Raw genomic sequence first — 17910 nt, forward strand, 5'->3', positions numbered from 1 at the left:
CCGGTTGTCCACATTTAAAGCCTCAGGTGTTCCGGCTCACCCACCGGCGGTGTACTACGCACCTCCCCTAGCGATAGTGCGAGGAGCCCGTGGTCGAGCCCAACGATCAGCCGTTGTGACACCCATGTGACGGCAAGTGCAGGATGATGTACTGGAATCTCTTCAACCAGCGCTTGGCTCGACACGTCCCACAGGCGTACGGTCCTGTCGCTACTGGCACTGGCGAGGAATGTCCCGCCCTCACCGATCATGCTCACTGCGTTAACTGCGCCCGAGTGGCCTGAGAGGGCTCCGATGAGTTCTCCACGCGCGGCATCCCACAGGCGCACCTCTCCATGTGCGTGCGCGGTGGCGAGCGCGGTCTGCCCCATCATGGGCAGCGCGCACATTGCAAGGGTCTCGGTTGCGGCGACCAATTTGTGGCGCTGACCAGAGGTGGCGTCCCACAACCACACCGTGCCGTCCTGACCGTCCGTAGCCGTTGCGACATATGGTTGGCCAGCGATTTCCAGGGGACACATGACGTAGATCCCGCTATGAAAGCGGGCAAAGTGTGCGATCTCATTGCTCAGTGGGTCCCAAAGCCATGCGCTTCCGTCGGTGTGGCCCGTAGCTAGTAGCGTTTGGTCGCCGACGCGCACGGAGCACACGGTATAGGCGGGTTTGTTGCCTGGACGTCGGGACGACCGCGGCACGGCTTCTGTAAGGTCAGACAACCACACTGCTCCGTCGTCACCGCACCCGGCGAGGTACGACCGGTTGAGGTGGGTCACAGTACAGAGAGCCCGCACCCAGTCGTGATTTTCACGCAACGAGTTGACGACCGAGCCAGAGCCAGGATCGCGCAGTTGGGTTACGCCGTCGTCACCGCCAGCGGCCAGTAGCAAACCGTTACCGCTGGATGCGGGGGAGAGTGCGCGTACAGCGCTCACGCTGCTGGCGCGCGGCGCCGACGGGTCCCACAGCCGCACGGTGTGGTCGGCGCCCCCACTGGCGATCAGGTCTCGGCCGTTGACGTGCAGCACGCAGAGGGAGTCCACGGAGTCGGAATGGCCTTGGAGCGTAATGGCGATGCGGCCTGTCTCCGGGTCCAGCAGCCGCACCAGGTCGCCGCTCGGGCTGGCAAGCAGCGACTTTCCCTCGACTGTGAGGGCGCGCAGCGTAAAGGCCAGGTCTTCCCCGGGGAGGGTACCTACACACCAGCCGCTGATCGGGTCCCACAGACGAACCGTCTTGTCGTTTCCGAGACTTGCTAGCAGAGTGTGATCTCCCACTTCCACCGCGGACAGGGCGATGACGGAACTCTCGTGCCCTTCGAGGATGTGGACGCGCTCGCCGGTGTCGGGACGCCAGAGAATGATGGAGCGGTCATCTTCGTCTCCGCCCGATGCCAAAAGAGTTCCGTGGTTGACCGCTAGCGTGCACACACTCTCGACCCAGCCGTCGTGCTCCGATAGGACCGCTGTGCACTCTCGGGAGGCGGGATCCCAGATCCGGACTGTTCCGTCCGCGCTCCCTGTTGCAAGGCGAGGCCCGTCGGCCGTTTCGAAGGCGCACAAATCTCGGATCGAGCTGACGTGGCCGCGCAGGTACCCCGCTGCGCGTCGCAGGGACTCGTTCCACAGCCAGACGTCCCTGTCCGCAGCGAGAGCGAGGTAAGCCTGCCCGTCGACGATCAGGCCGCACATCGCACTGATACGCTCGAACTTGGGTGTGAGGCGGCGCACCGTCCGGGCGGTCACTGGGTCCCAAAGCCGGATGGTCCCGTCGCCGGCGGCGCTGGCGAGCAGGGTGCCGGTCGGGGGTCCGAGGGCGCATACAGCGCGGATCTCGCCGCTGTGGCCTTCTAGAATTGCGTCTTCGGCGCGGGAGGCGACTGCTGCCCACTCGGCTCGGTATGGCCCCTTCACTGCCAAGGGCCCGTAGACCTGTCCGAATCCTTCCTGCGCCTCGGTTACGCTGAAAAGCGCCGCGCGCTTGGTGGGGACACAGTCGATGGCTTGCGGCGTCCGGCGTAGAAGCTGGGCGCGTTCCTTGGCCGCTCGGGAGACCGCCGAACTGCTCGCCGGGATGAGGCGTCGAAGATCTGCGTGGAGCGCGTACTCCGCGTCCGCAAGCAGCTCGTCGATGACCCGGCCGCCCACGGCGTGCCGGGGTAGCGAACGCAGCAGGTACGCGGGCGCACGGTCCCAGCCCAGCCGCCGGCCGTAGGAGATGAAGGAGCGTGTGAGGGCGCGCTCGTCGGTCACGTTCGATCCGACCTGCGCGCGATTTTGCCGCAGCGCATCATTTAGAGCTTGGTGGAAGAGCCGGAACACACCCGTGTTCTGATCGCTGACGCCGCTCTCGATGAGAAAGTTCGCGGCTGACGAGCGTGCCAGAGAACGGAGCTGGTCCTCAGTGAGGTGGTGGCCCGTAAGTTTCTCCACTGCAGCGCTCCACAACGGCAGTGGGAGCCCTGGAGCCTCGGCATAGGCCAGGACGCTTAGGGCATCAGCCGCCGGAGCGCCGTCAACTGCAGGCAGTCGTGAGAGGTATTCCTCCAGGGCTGCAGCGACGGTGGGCGTGAAGGCAATATCTGCGGGCGCAACAGCGCGAGTATCGTGCAGGCCGTGAGCGCGCGCGGTGAGACCGGCCACGAGAAAGTTCGCGTCGGCGAGTTCTGCGATGCGGGCAGCAACCGGGCGCGCGGTGCGCTTGTCGGCATATGGGTTATCGGGCCGCTCGTCGCCCAACAGCTGGAGCGTAGCCATGGTGTATGCGGCGAGGTCCGCTGTGGCGAAGAACTCGGGAGCGTCCAAGTCAATGACACGGACCGCCGCGCCGAATGGGTCGAGCAAGCTACCGGCGTCGTCCCTGCGGCGGCTACCAACTAGAACCCGGACATGGAGATCCGCGCATGTTTCAGCCAGCGGGATGGCAATGTGTCGCGCGATCAGGCGGGCCTGCTGCGCGCTGGTGGCCTCGTCAAGAGCGTCGATGACGATGACGAAGGGCGTTTGCGCGGAGGCGGCTCGTTCGGACAGCGCGGCCCGCAGTACGGAGGCCAGGTCGCTCGCGCGTTCGGGAGGCGCGGCCGAGGCCGCAGCGGCGATCTCCTCGGCTACCTCGAGAGCGGTCTTTCCCTTGGCGTGAACGGCGCAGGAGACCGCACCGAGGGGGGCACGCAGGGCGTCGTCATCCGCCGGGAGTGACGCGGCGATACCGAAATCTGCTGAGGTGACCACGCGCCCGAGCACTGCGGACTTGCCCACGCCGGGTGACCCGGTCACCATCAAGACTTTCCGCGGTGCGGTGACGCAGGTCATCCAGCCGATGATCTCGGCGAGCGCTGCGGTGCGGCCTCGGAATCGGAAGCCCTTTTCGGAGTCGGTGCTCACGCCACGGGCGCGCGGCTTCCAGTGCCGGCCAGCTTCCGGATCGTCGTCCAGCGTCCAGCCCCACGCCGCGAGCGCTGTCTCGCCCGCTGCCTCGGCCGACCAGTCGGCGAGCAGCGCGATCTTTTGTTCGGGCAGACACCTATCAGCCTGATAGAGCGTAAAGGCTCGGGCGTCACCCGAGCCGCTGGCTTGCCCGACAAGACCCACGATCGCCTGGTACGTCGATGACCACAATGCGGCACCGCTATAGCCGGGCTTGACGGGATAACGCGATGCTGTGTCGAGTCGCACCCACCCGTAGGCGAGCGCCTCGCCGACCGTCCCGTCCGACGAATTGCCGAATAGGTCGCCGTCGGGGAACCCAAATGCCCACCACGCGTCACCTACGAGGGCGGAAGGCGTCGGCCGCCGCAGTCGCCCTGCCAGCTCACCGGAGACCGGCTCCGAGAGTACGAGGACGGCCACGTCCTGCGCGCGGTGCTTCGCTGGAGCTTTAGGCGCGAACACATCTCGTACTCGGAAGCGCCGGTCCATGAACTGGTCCGACTTGGGGAAGGCCACCCACAGCTCCCGCGCTCTTTCCCACGTTGGGCATGCGACATGCGCGCAGGTAAGCACCCGATGGTCGTCTATGAGGAAGCCGGATCCCAGGGCCTTTTCGTCGTGCTCCGTGCCGTGTACTGCGGCTACCCAGGCATCGGCGCCCGGGCGCGGGCCCGAACCGACAGCGGCGTTCATCGAGGCTCAGGCCCCGTCCGCCGCCGCGGGTCGCCAAACCATGGACACCTCGAAGTTCGCGTCCGTCGAAGCCTTGGCCACGAGCCAGTTGGCCGTCCCACTGACCTTGATGCCGAATTTCACCTGGACCTCCGCAGGCCGGAGCGCCACAGCCTGGTCGAGTACTGTCCGGGCGGCTTCCACAGCCGGCCTTACCGCTTCGCGGACCTGTCCCACGATCTCTGCGGCGCTGACCTGGTGGAACTCGTCTGTCGGCTCGATCTCGAACCGGACGACCGTCTCGTCGTCCAGCGCGTACGACACCACCTGATCTGCCATTGCGGCCCCCTCGATAGATTGCGAACACAGCTTAGAGCCAAGCCGTCGCTCACATGGGTAGTTGGCTGACCGCGCGGGCTGCCCGATGGGTCGCTATTGCTCCTTCCCCGTGCCGCGCGCCTGCCGAGTTCATCGCGGTCGAGGGCAGCCACGGTACTGATCAGGTCCACGTGGGATCCGGATACCCTGGGGTTGCCTTAACGGAGTTTGGTGGATACAAACACGAGCAACACCAACCGCAGCGTCCGTCTGAGCTTCCTCGGTCAGTGAACTGCTCCGGTGCGACTGTAGAGGGAACCTTCGGCCGTACCAACTGACAAGCACCAGGTGCGCCGGGGAGCATGCCACATCTGTCAGCAGGTTCTTCGTCTACTGGTAGTGCAGGCGACACGCACTTCCGACCAGCAAGGATGTCGATCCGGCGCGTTAACAGTTGAGAGTTGGCCCGCGTCTGGTCCGGATCTTGGTGGGGTAAAGCGTGTCGTACCGCGCTGGCTCGGTCGGCGGCCGGAGAGAGACATGGGGCGCGGACGCACGGTGCCCGGACGTACGCCGTCGAATCATGCGAGCACTGGGGGCTGCCCGGTGCAGGCCGCTCTGTCCGCGCGGTCGTTGGACAAGGTCAGTGAACACGTCACCACCGCCCGGCAATGGTTCAACGCGGCCGAGGCTGCGGAGGAAGCCCGCCACGACGCGCAGGCCTATGCTGCCGTCTGCGACGCAGTCCTCGCCTTCACAGCAGGGGACGCGACGGCAGTCGCCTCGGCGGCGACACGGCTGGAAGCGGCGCTTCACCGCAGGGACGCAGGGCACTGGGGTATGCATCAACCCGCATGGCTGCAGCCCCAACTCGCTGCGGAAGTGTCTTGGGGGCGGCTCGTTCTGCGCCTGCACCGTGCTGCGGAACTCTTGCAGGGAAACGTCTGGATGGAGCCGTGGACGGCACCTGATGACGTCCTGAGCGCCTACAGCGCGGCTCGCACGGTGCGTCCGTTGGGGAGCCGAGATGGTTCAGGACTCGCCCTGCTGGTCGAGCCCGCAGTGGAAGACTCCTTTCTGCGGCGCCAGGCGCTGCTGGCTCAGCTGCGTCGAGCCGCTACAGCACCCGAACGGCGCCCCGGGACCGGCTTCGACCACTCCACTGCCGTGGCCCTGGTGTCCGACATTGAGTGTTTTCAGAGTGGCCACTCTGAAAACACTCAATGACTTTCCCTAACAGGCGTTCCGCGTCCGAGATCCGCACGAACACCTCGGCCTGCCCACCGACGAGCCCTCCATCAACGTTACTTGCATACGTTTGGGACGGCTCGTCTGCCAGGGAGTCCTCGAACGACTTTGACGCTCCGAGCCCCCTACGTATCCCTGGCCAAGCCCCAAGGGCGAGTGATCCGCCAATCTGCCAGCTGTTCGAGCCCGCTCAGACCAGGGGACCCCGAAGGTGCGTGGCAAAGAACGTCTCGATGCGCCGCCACGCGTCCGCCGAAGCGTCCGGATCCGGGCCGATGTCCAGGACGCGGAACAGGGGGCGCAGCGGCCTGGGCCCGGCCGGGGCGTCGTTGAGGAAGGCGTGGCCCGCTTGCGGGTACTCCTTGACGTCATGAGGGACGCGATGACGTTCTAGGGCCGCGCCCAAGCGGTCGGCCGCGCCCTTCAGGGTGCGGTCCTTCCCGCCGTAGCTGGCGACGACGGGGCAGGCGTCGGCGAGCACGTCCAAGTCCCTTGGTAGGTTCCCGTAGTTGGCGGACGCGGCGTCGTAGCCGCCGCGTCCGGCCGCCAGCAGAGCGAACGCGCCTCCCATGCAGAACCCGATGATGCCGACCGCGCCGGTGCAGTCACTCCGGCCCAGCAGGAAGGAGCGGGCGGCCTCCAGATCCTGGTGGGCGCGCCCGGTGCCGGACAGGGCCGCGCGGATCGTCGGGACCAGGCAACGCCGTGCGCCGCCGGCGGTGAACAGGTCGGGCAGCAGTGTGAGATACCCGGCGCCCGCCAGGCGCTCGGCCTGGCGGAGCATGACGTCGTCGACGCCGAGTACCTCGTGGGCGACGACCACCGCCGGCCAAGGGCCCGATCCCGTCGGCCGGACGAGGTGTCCCGTCAGCCGCTGCGAACCCCCGACCGGGGCACTCAGGCCGCTCAGGTCAATCGTTTCAACGGCAGGCATGGAGCTTCTCCCGATGGCTGACTGCGGTGGATGCGGTTTCTTCCCCGGCGCGCCGCGACCGCTCACCCGCCCGCGGCTGGCGTCTCACCACCGCACCGGCAGGCTCCGCCTTCCCCGGATGAGCATCCCCGGGAGCCACTCCCCGGGTTCCCCGTCCGCCGCCAGGTCCGGGCAGCGCTCCAAGAGCGTGCGCAGCGCCACCTCGGCTTCCAGACGGGCGAGTGGGGCGCCAAGGCAGAAGTGGATCCCGTGTCCGAAGGAGAGGTGGCTCCGGGCGTCGTGGCGCCGTACGTCGAAGATCTCAGGCTCAGGGTAGCGCTCCGGGTCGTGGTCCGCTCCGGCCATGGCGATCAGCACGATGCCACCGCGCGGAACGCGTACGCCGCCGACCTCGGTCTCTTCCAGGGCGATGCGGGGCGTGGTGGTCGCCACCGGCCCGTCGTAGCGCAGCGTCTCCTCCACAAGCCCCGCGGCCAGCCCCACCGGATCAGCCCGTACGGCTGCCAGTTGCTCGGGGTGGACGAAGAGCGCGCGCACTGCGTTGCCGATCGTATTGACCGTCGTCTCGTGCCCGGCGACGAGCAACAGGAAGGCCAACGAGACCAGTTCGTCCTCGGTGAGCCGGTCACCGCCCTCGTCGACCGTGTGGACGAGGGCGCTGAGCAGGTCGTCCCCGGGGTTCTCGCGCTTGGCGGCGATGAGTCCCGAGAGATACGGCATGACGTGCTCGTACGCGTCTTTCTCCGCCTCGGGACTGGTCGGGGCGAGGGTCTCGTTGGACCAGGCGTGGAAGGCGGCGCGGTCGATGCCGGGGACGCCGAGCAGTTCGGAGATGACGATCATGGGGAGCGGGGAGGCGAACGCATCGATGATGTCGGCGCCACGCGCACCGTTTGCCGTCATGCTGTCCAGCAACTCATCGGTGATCGCCTGGACGCGTTCCCGCATCGCCTCGACGCGCCGGGCAGTGAACTCCCCTGCCACCAGCTTCCGCAGCCGGGTGTGGTGGGGCGGGTCGCTCATCAGCATGTTGGAATTGCCGAGCATGTTGAGGGCGTACGGCGGGTCCCAGTCGGTCTCCCGCCACTCGCGGTGCCAGTCCCGGCTGAGCTGCGGCGCGGAGAAGGCCTCGCGCGCGGCCTCGTACCCGACCACGAGCCACACCACGCCCTGGTCGGGCGTCATCACTTGATGCACCGGACCGCGCTCGCGCAGTCGGCGGAAGGCGACGTACGGGTCGGCTTGGAAGTCGGGGCTGAGCGAGGAGAGCACCTCGATGCCGCTTAGGTCGTCGGGTCGGCCGGCCCGGTCGGGTATCGCGGGATCGGCGGCGGCTTTCGCGGTCTCGGTCATGACGGAAGTCCCTTTCCACGAGCCCGGGTTATCGGCCCCCGCCGACCACTCCGAGTGCGGCGGCCCACTGTAATCGCGCACCTCCACCCGCACAACCGTCCCACTGGCCCCAAGATCACCTAGGCGTCGAAAAACATCAACACAATTCTCTAAACAAAGGCACATATCCGAGTGCGTCGGCAACTCGCCCGCACGGCATGCCGACTCCGCCTCCTGTGCTTCGACGCGGAGGTTGCCCCTCATTGCTCGATCTGTCCGCCGGGAGACCGGCAACCGCCGAGCTCCTGGCCGGATTCAAGCGCCGATTATTTCCGTATGCACCATTTTCTGCAGACGTCGTCCGGGCTCCGTCGCCGCCAAGGCCGCCCACAGGCTGAACTCTGCGTGTTTTCAAGCCAAATGAGACTCAGCCGCACCATCTGCTCTCAGCGAACGGCTCCTCAACGCCCCCTGGACGGGGCATGGTGCGTGTTAGCTTCGGTAAGAAGTGAGGGGCAAGCGAAATGCTGCTTCCGGCTCGAAAATAGTCGGGCAGCAGCTCAACGGACTCGGTCCGGAACCCTCCAGCGAACATGCAACGACAGAGGAGTGGAATCGCATGAGCTCTCGGCAGCTGCCTCTCGAAGCAGGCCAAATTATGCCTTACGCCCGCGGCGGCGCCGGTGACACCGTCAGCGTGGATGCGGTTTACAACCGTCTTCTCGAAGACCGGATTATCTTCCTCGGCAAGGAAGTCGACGACGAAATCGCCAACCGCGTCACCGCGCAAATGCTGATGCTCGCTGCGGACCCAAACCGTGACATTTACTTGTACATCAACTCGCCGGGCGGCTCGGTCACCGCCGGCATGGCGGTCTACGACACCATGCAGTACATCAAGAATGACGTCGTGACCATTGCGATGGGGTTCTGCGCCTCCATGGGGCAGTTCCTCCTCACAGCCGGTACGAAGGGAAAGCGGTTCGCTTTGCCGCACACCAAGATCCTCATGCACCAGCCCTCGGCTGGATTCGCCGGATCGGCCTCGGACATCAAGATCTACGTGGACCAGCTGGTCCGCACCAAGCGGGAAATGGCCGAACTCATCGGGCACCACTCGGGTCAGGAAACCGAGACCATCACCCGCGACTCCGACCGGGACCGCTGGTTCACCGCCCAGGAGGCCAAGGAATACGGCCTCATCGACGAGGTAATGACCGTGGCTCACACGAGGCTTGGCGCCGCCGGCTAGCCCTCACCTGCGCTGACCAGCACATTCATCCACCTCGGGAGGGCCACGCCCAGTGAGTATTGATACGCCCGCATCAGCCTTGCCCCCGCTTTGGTCCGGTCACTCGGGCCCGGAGAGTCGTTATATCGTCCCGCGTTTCGTGGAACGTACATCGCAGGGAACCCGGGAATACGATCCCTACGCGAAACTCTTCGAGGAGCGCGTCATCTTCCTCGGCGCACCGGTCGATGACGTCGTGGCGAACGACATCATGGCCCAACTCCTGTGCCTCGAGTCGCAGGACTCCGACCGGGACATTTCGCTCTACATCAATTCGCCCGGCGGTGACCTCACCCCGCTCACCGCCGTATACGACACCATGCAATTCGTGCGGCCCGAAATTCAGACGGTCTGCCTCGGGCAGGCCAATTCGGTGGCCGCCGTGCTTCTGGCGGCGGGTACCCCCGGGAAGCGGCTGGCTCTGCCGAACGCTCGGATCCTCCTCCAGCAGCCGCACAGTGACGGTACCCAGGGCCAGGTGTCCGACCTGGAGATCCAGGGCCGTGAGGTCCAGCGCCAGCGGGAGTTGATCGAAGGACTGCTCGCCAAGCACACCGGCAGGGACCCTGCACAGATCAACAAGGACGTCGACCGGGCCCAGGTCCTGACCGCCGATCAGGCGCTGGCGTTCGGACTCATCGACCAGGTAGTGGCTCCGCGTAGCATCGCTGGTATGCGGTGAGACGGCAGGACGCGGTGATCTGAGGTCTGCCTGCCGGGCCCGGGTTCCGGATGGCCGTCGTCGACACGATCGTGCCGACGACGGCCATCGTGCTGAGCGCACCACTCCCATGACGAGCGGTCAACATCCGTACACGGCGAACCTGGTGACACGCCGGGACCGCTATCGGCGATCTGCCGGCGATCGTCGCATGTCAGCGGGGGTGACAGCGGTGTCCGGTCTACTCTGCGGGGCCGATCGCCCTGGCCCGGAGGCCGTACAGTGCGTTTCCATGAGCACGGTTACCACACGGTCGATCGCCTACCCGGCGGACGGTATGACGATGGTCGGGCACATGGCGCTCCCAGCCGGTACCGGCCGCCGGCCCGCCGTTCTGGTCGGGCCCGAGGGGACCGGACTGAACGACTTCCAGCGCAGAAGAGCCGATGCCCTGGCAGAGTTGGGGTACGTCGCATTCGCCTTCGACGTCCACGGCGGACGGTGGTTCACCGACCCTGACGAGATGCTGGCGCGAGTGACTCCCCTACTCGCGGACTTCGACCGGATGCGGGAGATCGGTCACGCGGCGCTCGACGTGTTGCGAGCCGAATCGCGGACCGACCCCGACCAGATCGCCGTCATCGGGTACGGCACAGGGGGCGCCATCGGGCTCGAACTGGGGCGCGACGGTGTCGACCTGCGGGCGATCGGTACGGTCAACGCCTTGACCACGGGCCGACCGGGCGAGGCGGCGCGCATCCGCTGCCCGGTGTGGGCAGGGGTCGGATCGGAAGACCCGATCATGCCGCCCGCGCAACGCGACGCCTTCGTCGCCGAAATACTGGCAGCTGGAGTCGACTGGCGTCTCGTAGTCTACGGCGGTGCCTTGCACGCCTTCCACCACCCTCCGGTGAACCAGACCGTGCGTGCCGGGGTGGGGCACCACCCCCGGCACGCACGACGTGCCTGGAACGACGTCGTCGGTCTGCTCGACGAGTGTCTGCCCCTCACCGAGTACTCCTGAGTCAGGGCCGGTCGCGGGCCGCGCACCAGCGGGTGTCGTGCCCCGCGACCCGGTCGGCGGGTACGCGTGTCACCCCCCGCTCCGCGCTTCCTGCCCTTCCGTGTGCAGCACCGAGTCGACGCCGCGGCGCAGGGACCGGGTCGTCGGCGGTGCCGCGTAGGAGAGCCGGAAGAGCATGAGCTCGGATTCCTCCGGCTTGCTGGGGACAAGCGCGGTGAACCTTGTACGCAGCTCGCGCAGAGTGTCGCTCTCGTCGGCATCGAGTCCCGCGCCACTGTGGCCTTCCGCGCGGGCGAACAGGTAGAGCAGGGAGGTATGAGGCTGGAATCCCAGGCCGAGGGAGGTGGCGGTGAGCCAGAGCCGTTGCAGCGCCCGGCCGCCGGTGACGAAGGCCTGTGGGCCCCTGCCTGGGATGGTGAGGAAGCCGACGGCCGACGAGGCGGCAAGGGCCTTGCCGGCGCTCTCCTCGAAGGCTTTGCCGCCGCCGATCTGGCGGACGAAGGCCAAACCGGCCCACTGTCGCGCCAGTCGGATGCCCGCCAGGTCCACGTCGTCCATCCCCAGGGTGGCGATGTCGATGCCGTCCCGCGTGCGCCGCGTCTCCTCGGGGTCCCAGCGGATCTCGCCCATCATTTCCCGGTGCAGTCGTGGGGAAAGCATGCGCAGCCGGTCGCCCGCCCCAAGGATCCGGCCCATCTCATCCAACTGAGCGCGTTCTGTCAGGAGATGGAGCCGAGCACCGCTCTCGGCGGCGCACTCCGTCAGCGCTGCGGCGTGCGAATCGGCGAGAGGACGGACCGGGCCGGGACTGCGGTTGGTGGTGCGGTCCCCGATCCAGTCGAACAGAGCGGGGCGCGGGGCGTCGGCCGCCCGGGAGAAGGTGAGCCGGCAGACCAGGCCGGGGTCGGCCGGTGCGGGGAAGTACTCCACCTGGCAGGCCCATCCCGCAGCACCGGCCGCAAGATGGATGTTCTCCACCGCCGCGCCGATGGCCAGCTGGCTGGCACAGCCTTCGAAGTCGAGCAGGGTCTGCGGCTGTTCTGCATCGATGCGGCAGTCCAACGCCTCGCCCCAGGCGATGAATTGCCAGGGCTGGCTGTTGCCGCCGGACGGCGCCTGAATGCCGTGGGCGACCAGGCGGCGGATGCCTTCCTCCCCCAGACGGGCGTCGGCGTCGCCGGGCGGTGCCGGCAGGAGGAGGGGAGGGGAGACCCCCTCCGCGGCGGATTCGGACGCGGGCTCCGCCGGCGCCAAGGGGAATTCCGCGCCTTCGCGGATCAGCGTGCCGGGGTCGACGAAGTACCGTCCCGATGCCGTGAACTGGCCGAGCAGGAGGCGGCGGGCGGTATCGGTCACCAGCGCTGCCCCCAGACTGACTCCCGAGGCGAGCTGGGGCCATGAGGAGATGGTCTTGCCCGTCTCGACGAGGGAGGAGACCAGACGCTCGGAGGGCTGGTCCTGGCCGAGGATGCGCAGGAGGTGCGGGAGCTTTTCGCGGGTCGTCATCTTCTTGACTCCGGCGGCTGCCACTCCCTGCAGAAGGCCATGCAGGAGAGGGCGTTCCGGTTCGAGGTCGAACCGCTCCACATCGAGCATGCCGCGCTCGTTGGTCTCCATCAGGACCGGTATGCCGAGCGCACGGGCGCGCTCACGGACGTGGACCTTGAGATACATGTCGTCGCACTCCTCGACAAGGAGGTCGGTGCGGCCACCGCCCGCGAGAAAGGCGTCGGTGTTCTCCTCGGTCAGCCCCTCGGGCCAGATCGCGATGTCGAGGTAGGGGTCGATCTCGTACATCTGCCGTGCGGCGATGACGACTTTGGGGAGGCCGACATCGGCGACCGAGGCGCGGAGCCGGTTGAGGTTGGAAAGGGAAAGAAGGTCGAAGTCGGCGAGCCGGAAGCGGTTGCCGACACCCTCCTGAGCGAGGGTGACCGCACTCGCGGCACCCACGGAGAGGCCGACCACGGCCACGGTCCTGTGCGAGAGGAGGTTCTGCTCGTCCTCGGTGATCTTGTAGCGGTTGCGGGACTGCCGGAGCTCGCGGTGCTCGGCCGGCGGCAGGACATGGACGAGCTGCCGAGACCAGGCGTACCACGCCCACGTACCGTACTTGGCGAAGGACTTACCGCCCAGGTGGTTGGTGACCGCAGTGGCCAACTCGGCGGCGTCCGGGTGCCAGTCGGGGCGCCGGGCGGAGAGGAGCTCTGCCAGCTGTTCGGCGCACGTGTCGTGGACGGAGTCGACGGCGCCGCTTTCGAGGAGCTTCGTCAGGACGGGGCGTTGCTCGGCGTCGTCCGGCGCGTACAGCCGCGGTTGCCAGACAGCCTTCCCGTCGGCGGGCGGGATGAAGGTGGCGAGATGCGCTTCCAGGTTCATTGATCTCCTAACGTGCGTTGCCCGCGAACGACCTGAGGCCGAGATCCTCGGCGACGGCAAGGGCCACGTCGGCGGGGATGAGCGGTGCTTCGTCCAGAGCGCTGTCCAGGAGAGCCGCCGCACGGGCGAATCCCTCCTCGCGGCGGCGGATGTCCTCGGCCCGGTTGATGAAGTAGTACGCCGTGATGCCCGGAACGGGGCGATCGTGCAGGGGGCGGTCGTGCCGGAAGCGGAGACCGCCCCGTTCGTATCCCTTGAGGCGTTCGGCGGGACCGCTTCCGCAGAGCACGGTCGCCCCCAGTCGCTGAGCCGCCACGGTGGAGGCGAAGCACAGCAAAGACGAGAGGTTGCGGCCCCGCCAGTCGTTCTCCGCCCAGGTGCCGCAGATCTCGGCCACGGACTCGCCGGCGGCGACTTCGTCCGCCAGGGCACCGCCGAATTCCTCGCTCGCGAGGTGGATTTCGGACGGCAGCTGGCCCGCCGCTTTCCGGTGGATGCGCATACCGCCGACGAGCCGCTCGCTCTCGCCGTCGGTCGCCGTCTCATCGAAAACGGCAAGGTAGTTCAACGGGTCACGGGTGGTGCGCGGGTCCGTGCTTCCGTACTTCGTCACTGTCTGGTAGCCGGTCGCGGAGTAAGCACGCTGCTGGGCTTCGAGATAGGCAGCGTAGGCGGGGTCATCGAGTTGTGCGTCGAGTAGCCGGAGGTACATCAAGAGTCCTTGTGGGTCGAGTCGACTCCGGATCATGGAATTGGCTGCGGACGGCATCGAAAAATACAGGACGCCTCATGGACGGCCCCGTAGTTCTTCGTCTTCTTCGACGCTTGAGCGTCTCGCGGCCATATTCCGGAGCGGGCCTCGACTGTAATCCCTCCGGCTCAGGCACCCTGTCCGTTTTGAAGAGATGATTCAGCTATCTGCCGTTCCACGTAAGGGACAATTTTCAGCCCCTTGATCGCTCGGACCGGGGCCTAGATTGCGCCCCCTCGGCCCAAAGTAGAGGGGTGCGGAGGTCTAAACGAACGATTCACGCCATCAACGAGCGCGGTGAGGCGTGCATGGCCTTGTGCGGTTCTCGGGTTTGGTGTTGCCTCGTGGTGCATCGCGATCCGAGCGGATTCTTCATTCGGGCAGGACCCATCAACGAGGAGGGATTTGTCGACGCTGCAGGTGAGGGTGGTGATCTGGCCCCGCTCGCTTGGTGTCGCGTCCTCGAAGTCGGGCGGTAGGACTCGATGCGGGGATCTCGCTTCCACCGTCTGCCTCAGTGCTGCAAATCGGTCAAACCGGACGTTACTGAATTTCACCACGCCATGAAACGGCCGAGGGCGCGCGCCCGAGGCGCGTCGAGCCGTGAAGGAGATCACCATGGAAACACCGTCAGCGACCGCCCTGGACGAGCTGTGGAAGCTGGTTTACACCAGTTTTCGGTTCCCCTTCCTGCATGCCGCACTGCGCCTGAAGTTGTTCGCTCTGCTCAAGGAGCGGCCTGGTATCACTCGCGAAGAGATAACGCGGGCACTCGAACTGGAAGAACGCGCGGGCCATGTGCTGCTCCTGGGATGCAGCTCCTTCGAGCTCGTGCGCAAGGAAGGCAGTGGATACCACAACACCGCCGCGACCGAAATCCTCGCGGGCGATCCAGACGAATTCATGCCGGTCATCGTCCGCTACACCCACGAGATGTTGTACCGTCCGATGGGCTGGCTCTACGAATCACTGGTGGAGAACGACAATGTAGGGCTGGACCGCGAGCTTCTGGCCGGCTCGTCGGCGACCACGCTTTACGAGCTGCTGGGCGAGGACAAGAACCTCGAAAAGATATTCACGGCTATGATGGAACATCAGAGCCGCTCAGTGGTCGAGGACTTCGTCAACTCCGTGGACTTCTCCTCCTACCAGCACATACTGGACGTCGGTGGCGGCACCGGAACCAATGCCATTGCCTTCGCCAGGCGCTGGCCGCACCTCCAGGCGACCATTCTCGAACTCCCCAATGTGGCGAAGATGGCGGAGGAGCAGATCGCCGAGGCGGGGCTCGTCGACCGTGTTCACGCGGTCGGTGCGGACATCTGGCAGGAAGAGTTCCCCACGTCCCACGACTGTGTCGTATTCTCGCGATTCCTTGAGATCTGGTCGCCGGATCAGGTGCGTGACCTTTTCGCGAAGACCTACCGGGCGCTGAAGCCGGGAGGACACGTGGTGATCGTCGCCTGCGCCCAGGACGACGACGAGACCGGTCCTGACCACGCAGCATTCATGTCGGCGTACGTCCATACGATCGCGTCGCCCGAGGGGCGTATCTACACCCCGCAGGAATTCGAGCAGTGGTACACCGAAGCAGGCTTCGAGCCGATGGGCCGTCAGTACCCCGGGCGGTTCGACGTCATTCTGCACGCCCGGAAGCCCGAGGCCGACTGAGCCGTCCCGCAACCGGGTGCATCTGCCGCGCCGCTCGGTGAGGGTGTGGTCGGGCCGTGCGGCGGATGCGACGTCGGCCTCCGTCCGGCGCCGCAGCGCCGTCCTGCCACGGCTCTCGGCGTCGCGGTCGCGGCAGCGCACCCTGACGGCGGCAGGTCCGGCGCCCCGGGCTATCAGCCGCCATGATGCCGCCACGACAGGGGCGGAACGAACGATTCACTACGCGGAGTGTGCATGAAATCGCATGACAAACTTGCTGTAGTGACCGGCGGAACCAAGGGAATCGGGCTCGAATTCAGCCGCAGGCTCACTCGGATAGGATATCGGGTGGTCGCTACTTATCGCAGTGACGAGGAGTCGGCGAATCAGGCCGCACAGGAGCTGGAGAAGGGTCTCTCGGTCGTCCGGTCCGACGTTTCGGATCCCGATGAAGTAGCACGTCTTGCCGACCTGGTGCTTACCAGTCACGGAACACCCGACGTGCTGGTCAACAACGCCGGCCTGAACATTGACCGACCGGTGCTCGAGATCTCCGACGCGGACTGGCGGCAGGTGCTGGACACCAATCTGTCGGGGCCCTTCTACATGGCCCGCGCCTTCGCTTCGCACATGCTGGTGGCCGGCGGCGGTTCCATTGTCAACATCGGCGCGACCACTGCGATCCGCCCCCGCCTGAACGGTGCCAACTACTGTTCGAGCAAAGCAGGGTTGCTCCACCTGACCAAGTGCCTGGCCATGGAGCTGGCTCCTACCATCCGAGTGAACTGCCTCATTCCGGGAATGATCGACACGGAGGAGATGCGGACTCGATTCCGCACCGCCGAGCCGGAGCACCTGAACTCGCTCCTGGACGAAATTCCGCAGCGGAGGATCGGCTCCTCCGAGGAGATGGCGGACGCTCTGGAATTCCTTGTGGGTGCAGGATCCGCCTACGTAACGGGCCAGAAGCTCATCGTGGACGGTGGCCAGTTCATGTGGTAGGGGCCTCGGCCGCTGACTGAAGTTCGTGAATCAATCACTGAAGTGAGAAACCGCACAGAAGGAGAAGGTCATGCAACCGCGCCTTGAACGCTATCAGGAATTCTTGGAGCAGGAGTACCGATCCGGGTTCACGAAGTCGGACGAGTACGACATCTCCGGGATCTCGGAAGAGCTCGTGAAAAAACTGGGGAGCGGTTACTTCACCCGCATCGTCTTCAGCGGCATGGGCTGCTCGGCCATCGTGTCGGACGTGATCAAGGTCTTCTTCAGCTCGATCAAGAGCGACCTCGAAGTGCATGTCTTCAACGACTACGACTTCGAGTACCTGATACCGCGCTCGGTGATGGAGGACGACCGGACGCTCATCATACTGAGTTCGTACAGCGGCCACTCCAACGAGCCCGTCCGGGCCTTCCACGCCTTGAGCCCGGTGCATGACCGGGTGCTGCTGCTCACCTCGGGCGGCCGGCTCGGCGAGCTGGGGGAGGAGCACGGGGTGTCCATCGCACGCTGGACCCTCAGCAAGCCGGACCGCGAGTACCCGCTGTTCCACGTCGGCCAGTACTTCTCGATTCTGGTCGACATGTTCCTCAAGCTCGGGCTCCTGGACGAGGACCATGGTCCGGAAGTCCGTGCTCTGGCCCAGACCCTGGAGACCGACTTCACGCCTTCCCTGCGCGAGTTGGCGGCCGATGCCGCCGTCCGGAGCGAGGACTCCAACATCATCATGCTCGGCTCGCCCAAGTGGCACGAGAGTCTGTTGAAGCTCGCGAAGATGCACCTCAACGAAATCGCCATGGTGCCCGCGACGCGGAACTACTTCCACGAGTTCTGCCACAGCGAGGTGGCCACGCTCTCGGATCCCGTGCGTCGTCACAGCATCCTCATCTTCTCCGACCCGGAGGAGGATGAATACACCCGCGCCAAGAGCAAGAACCTGGTGGCGTTGCTGACCGCGCCGATCCCGCAGAACGCGAACGTCACGGTGACCGAGATCGAGCTCGACCAGCCGACCTTCATGCGGCAGTACTTCACCGCTCTGGAATTCGTCCAGTACCTGACCTTGGACCTCGGAAAGGTTCGGGAGACGGCGTCGAGGAATCTTATTTCGGAGGCGGCAGGAAATCCCTGGTACCACGGCACCACGATTGACGCGGAGAACGCCGGCTGACGCGTCCGTACAGCCCGAAGGTCGAAAGCGACAGCTGAGGAAAATGGAGCGA

Annotated in this window: 13 protein-coding genes; 7 read left to right on the plus strand and 6 right to left on the minus strand. The window is 66.1% G+C overall.

Annotated elements, in window-relative coordinates; all coding sequences use genetic code 11:
- Positions 1 to 14 precede the first annotated feature (14 nt).
- Both ACWD3D_RS00200 and ACWD3D_RS00205 read right to left on the minus strand, forming a co-directional pair.
- Positions 15 to 4118: an AAA family ATPase gene (locus tag ACWD3D_RS00200; RefSeq protein WP_451458672.1), complete on the minus strand. Its 4104-nt coding sequence runs from the start codon at positions 4116 to 4118 to the stop codon at positions 15 to 17.
- 6 nt (positions 4119 to 4124) lie between these two features.
- Entirely contained in the window at positions 4125 to 4436 is a 312-nt protein-coding gene (locus ACWD3D_RS00205; RefSeq protein WP_214300692.1) for a CU044_2847 family protein, read from the minus strand.
- A 612-nt stretch (positions 4437 to 5048) separates the two neighbouring features.
- Here ACWD3D_RS00205 and ACWD3D_RS00210 point away from each other — a divergent pair.
- The gene (locus ACWD3D_RS00210; RefSeq protein ID WP_451458673.1) at positions 5049 to 5642 is read left to right on the plus strand and encodes a hypothetical protein; all 594 of its coding nucleotides are present in this window, start codon (positions 5049 to 5051) and stop codon (positions 5640 to 5642) included.
- Positions 5643 to 5853: 211 nt separating this feature from the next.
- On the opposite strand, the gene ACWD3D_RS00215 is transcribed toward ACWD3D_RS00210, so the two are convergent.
- Together ACWD3D_RS00215 and ACWD3D_RS00220 are read right to left on the minus strand one after the other, a co-directional pair.
- Entirely contained in the window at positions 5854 to 6597 is a 744-nt protein-coding gene (locus ACWD3D_RS00215; protein WP_451458674.1) for a dienelactone hydrolase family protein, read from the minus strand.
- Positions 6598 to 6681: 84 nt separating this feature from the next.
- Positions 6682 to 7950, minus strand: a complete 1269-nt coding sequence (locus ACWD3D_RS00220; protein WP_451458675.1) for a cytochrome P450 family protein — start codon at positions 7948 to 7950, stop codon at positions 6682 to 6684.
- Between the two features lie 598 nt (positions 7951 to 8548).
- On the opposite strand from ACWD3D_RS00220, the gene ACWD3D_RS00225 reads away from it, so the two are divergent.
- From ACWD3D_RS00225 to ACWD3D_RS00235, 3 genes are all read left to right on the plus strand, one after another.
- Positions 8549 to 9181, plus strand: coding sequence for an ATP-dependent Clp protease proteolytic subunit (locus ACWD3D_RS00225; RefSeq protein ID WP_451458676.1), 633 nt, complete (start codon positions 8549 to 8551; stop codon positions 9179 to 9181).
- A 58-nt stretch (positions 9182 to 9239) separates the two neighbouring features.
- Positions 9240 to 9902 carry an ATP-dependent Clp protease proteolytic subunit gene (locus ACWD3D_RS00230; RefSeq protein ID WP_451458687.1) on the plus strand — a complete coding sequence of 221 codons (663 nt, stop codon included), beginning with the start codon at positions 9240 to 9242 and terminating at the stop codon, positions 9900 to 9902.
- Positions 9903 to 10173: 271 nt separating this feature from the next.
- Positions 10174 to 10905, plus strand: a complete 732-nt coding sequence (locus tag ACWD3D_RS00235) for a dienelactone hydrolase family protein (protein ID WP_451458677.1) — start codon at positions 10174 to 10176, stop codon at positions 10903 to 10905.
- A gap of 69 nt (positions 10906 to 10974) precedes the next feature.
- Here ACWD3D_RS00235 and ACWD3D_RS00240 read toward each other — a convergent pair whose 3' ends face one another.
- Positions 10975 to 13284: an Rv1355c family protein gene (locus ACWD3D_RS00240; RefSeq protein ID WP_451458678.1), complete on the minus strand. Its 2310-nt coding sequence runs from the start codon at positions 13282 to 13284 to the stop codon at positions 10975 to 10977.
- 7 nt (positions 13285 to 13291) lie between these two features.
- Positions 13292 to 13996 (minus strand): hypothetical protein, encoded by a 705-nt coding sequence (locus ACWD3D_RS00245; RefSeq protein WP_451458679.1) that lies wholly within the window; start codon positions 13994 to 13996, stop codon positions 13292 to 13294.
- A gap of 642 nt (positions 13997 to 14638) precedes the next feature.
- Between ACWD3D_RS00245 and ACWD3D_RS00250 the strand changes: the two genes are divergently transcribed.
- The 3 genes from ACWD3D_RS00250 (at position 14639) to ACWD3D_RS00260 (ending at position 17858) form a co-directional block, all read left to right on the plus strand.
- The gene (locus ACWD3D_RS00250) at positions 14639 to 15706 is read left to right on the plus strand and encodes a methyltransferase (protein ID WP_451458680.1); all 1068 of its coding nucleotides are present in this window, start codon (positions 14639 to 14641) and stop codon (positions 15704 to 15706) included.
- Positions 15707 to 15940: 234 nt separating this feature from the next.
- Positions 15941 to 16687, plus strand: a complete 747-nt coding sequence (locus ACWD3D_RS00255; protein WP_451458681.1) for an SDR family NAD(P)-dependent oxidoreductase — start codon at positions 15941 to 15943, stop codon at positions 16685 to 16687.
- A 70-nt stretch (positions 16688 to 16757) separates the two neighbouring features.
- The gene (locus ACWD3D_RS00260; protein ID WP_451458682.1) at positions 16758 to 17858 is read left to right on the plus strand and encodes an SIS domain-containing protein; all 1101 of its coding nucleotides are present in this window, start codon (positions 16758 to 16760) and stop codon (positions 17856 to 17858) included.
- The last annotated feature ends 52 nt before the right edge of the window (positions 17859 to 17910 follow it).

This window comes from Streptomyces sp. NPDC002690 (assembly GCF_053592415.1).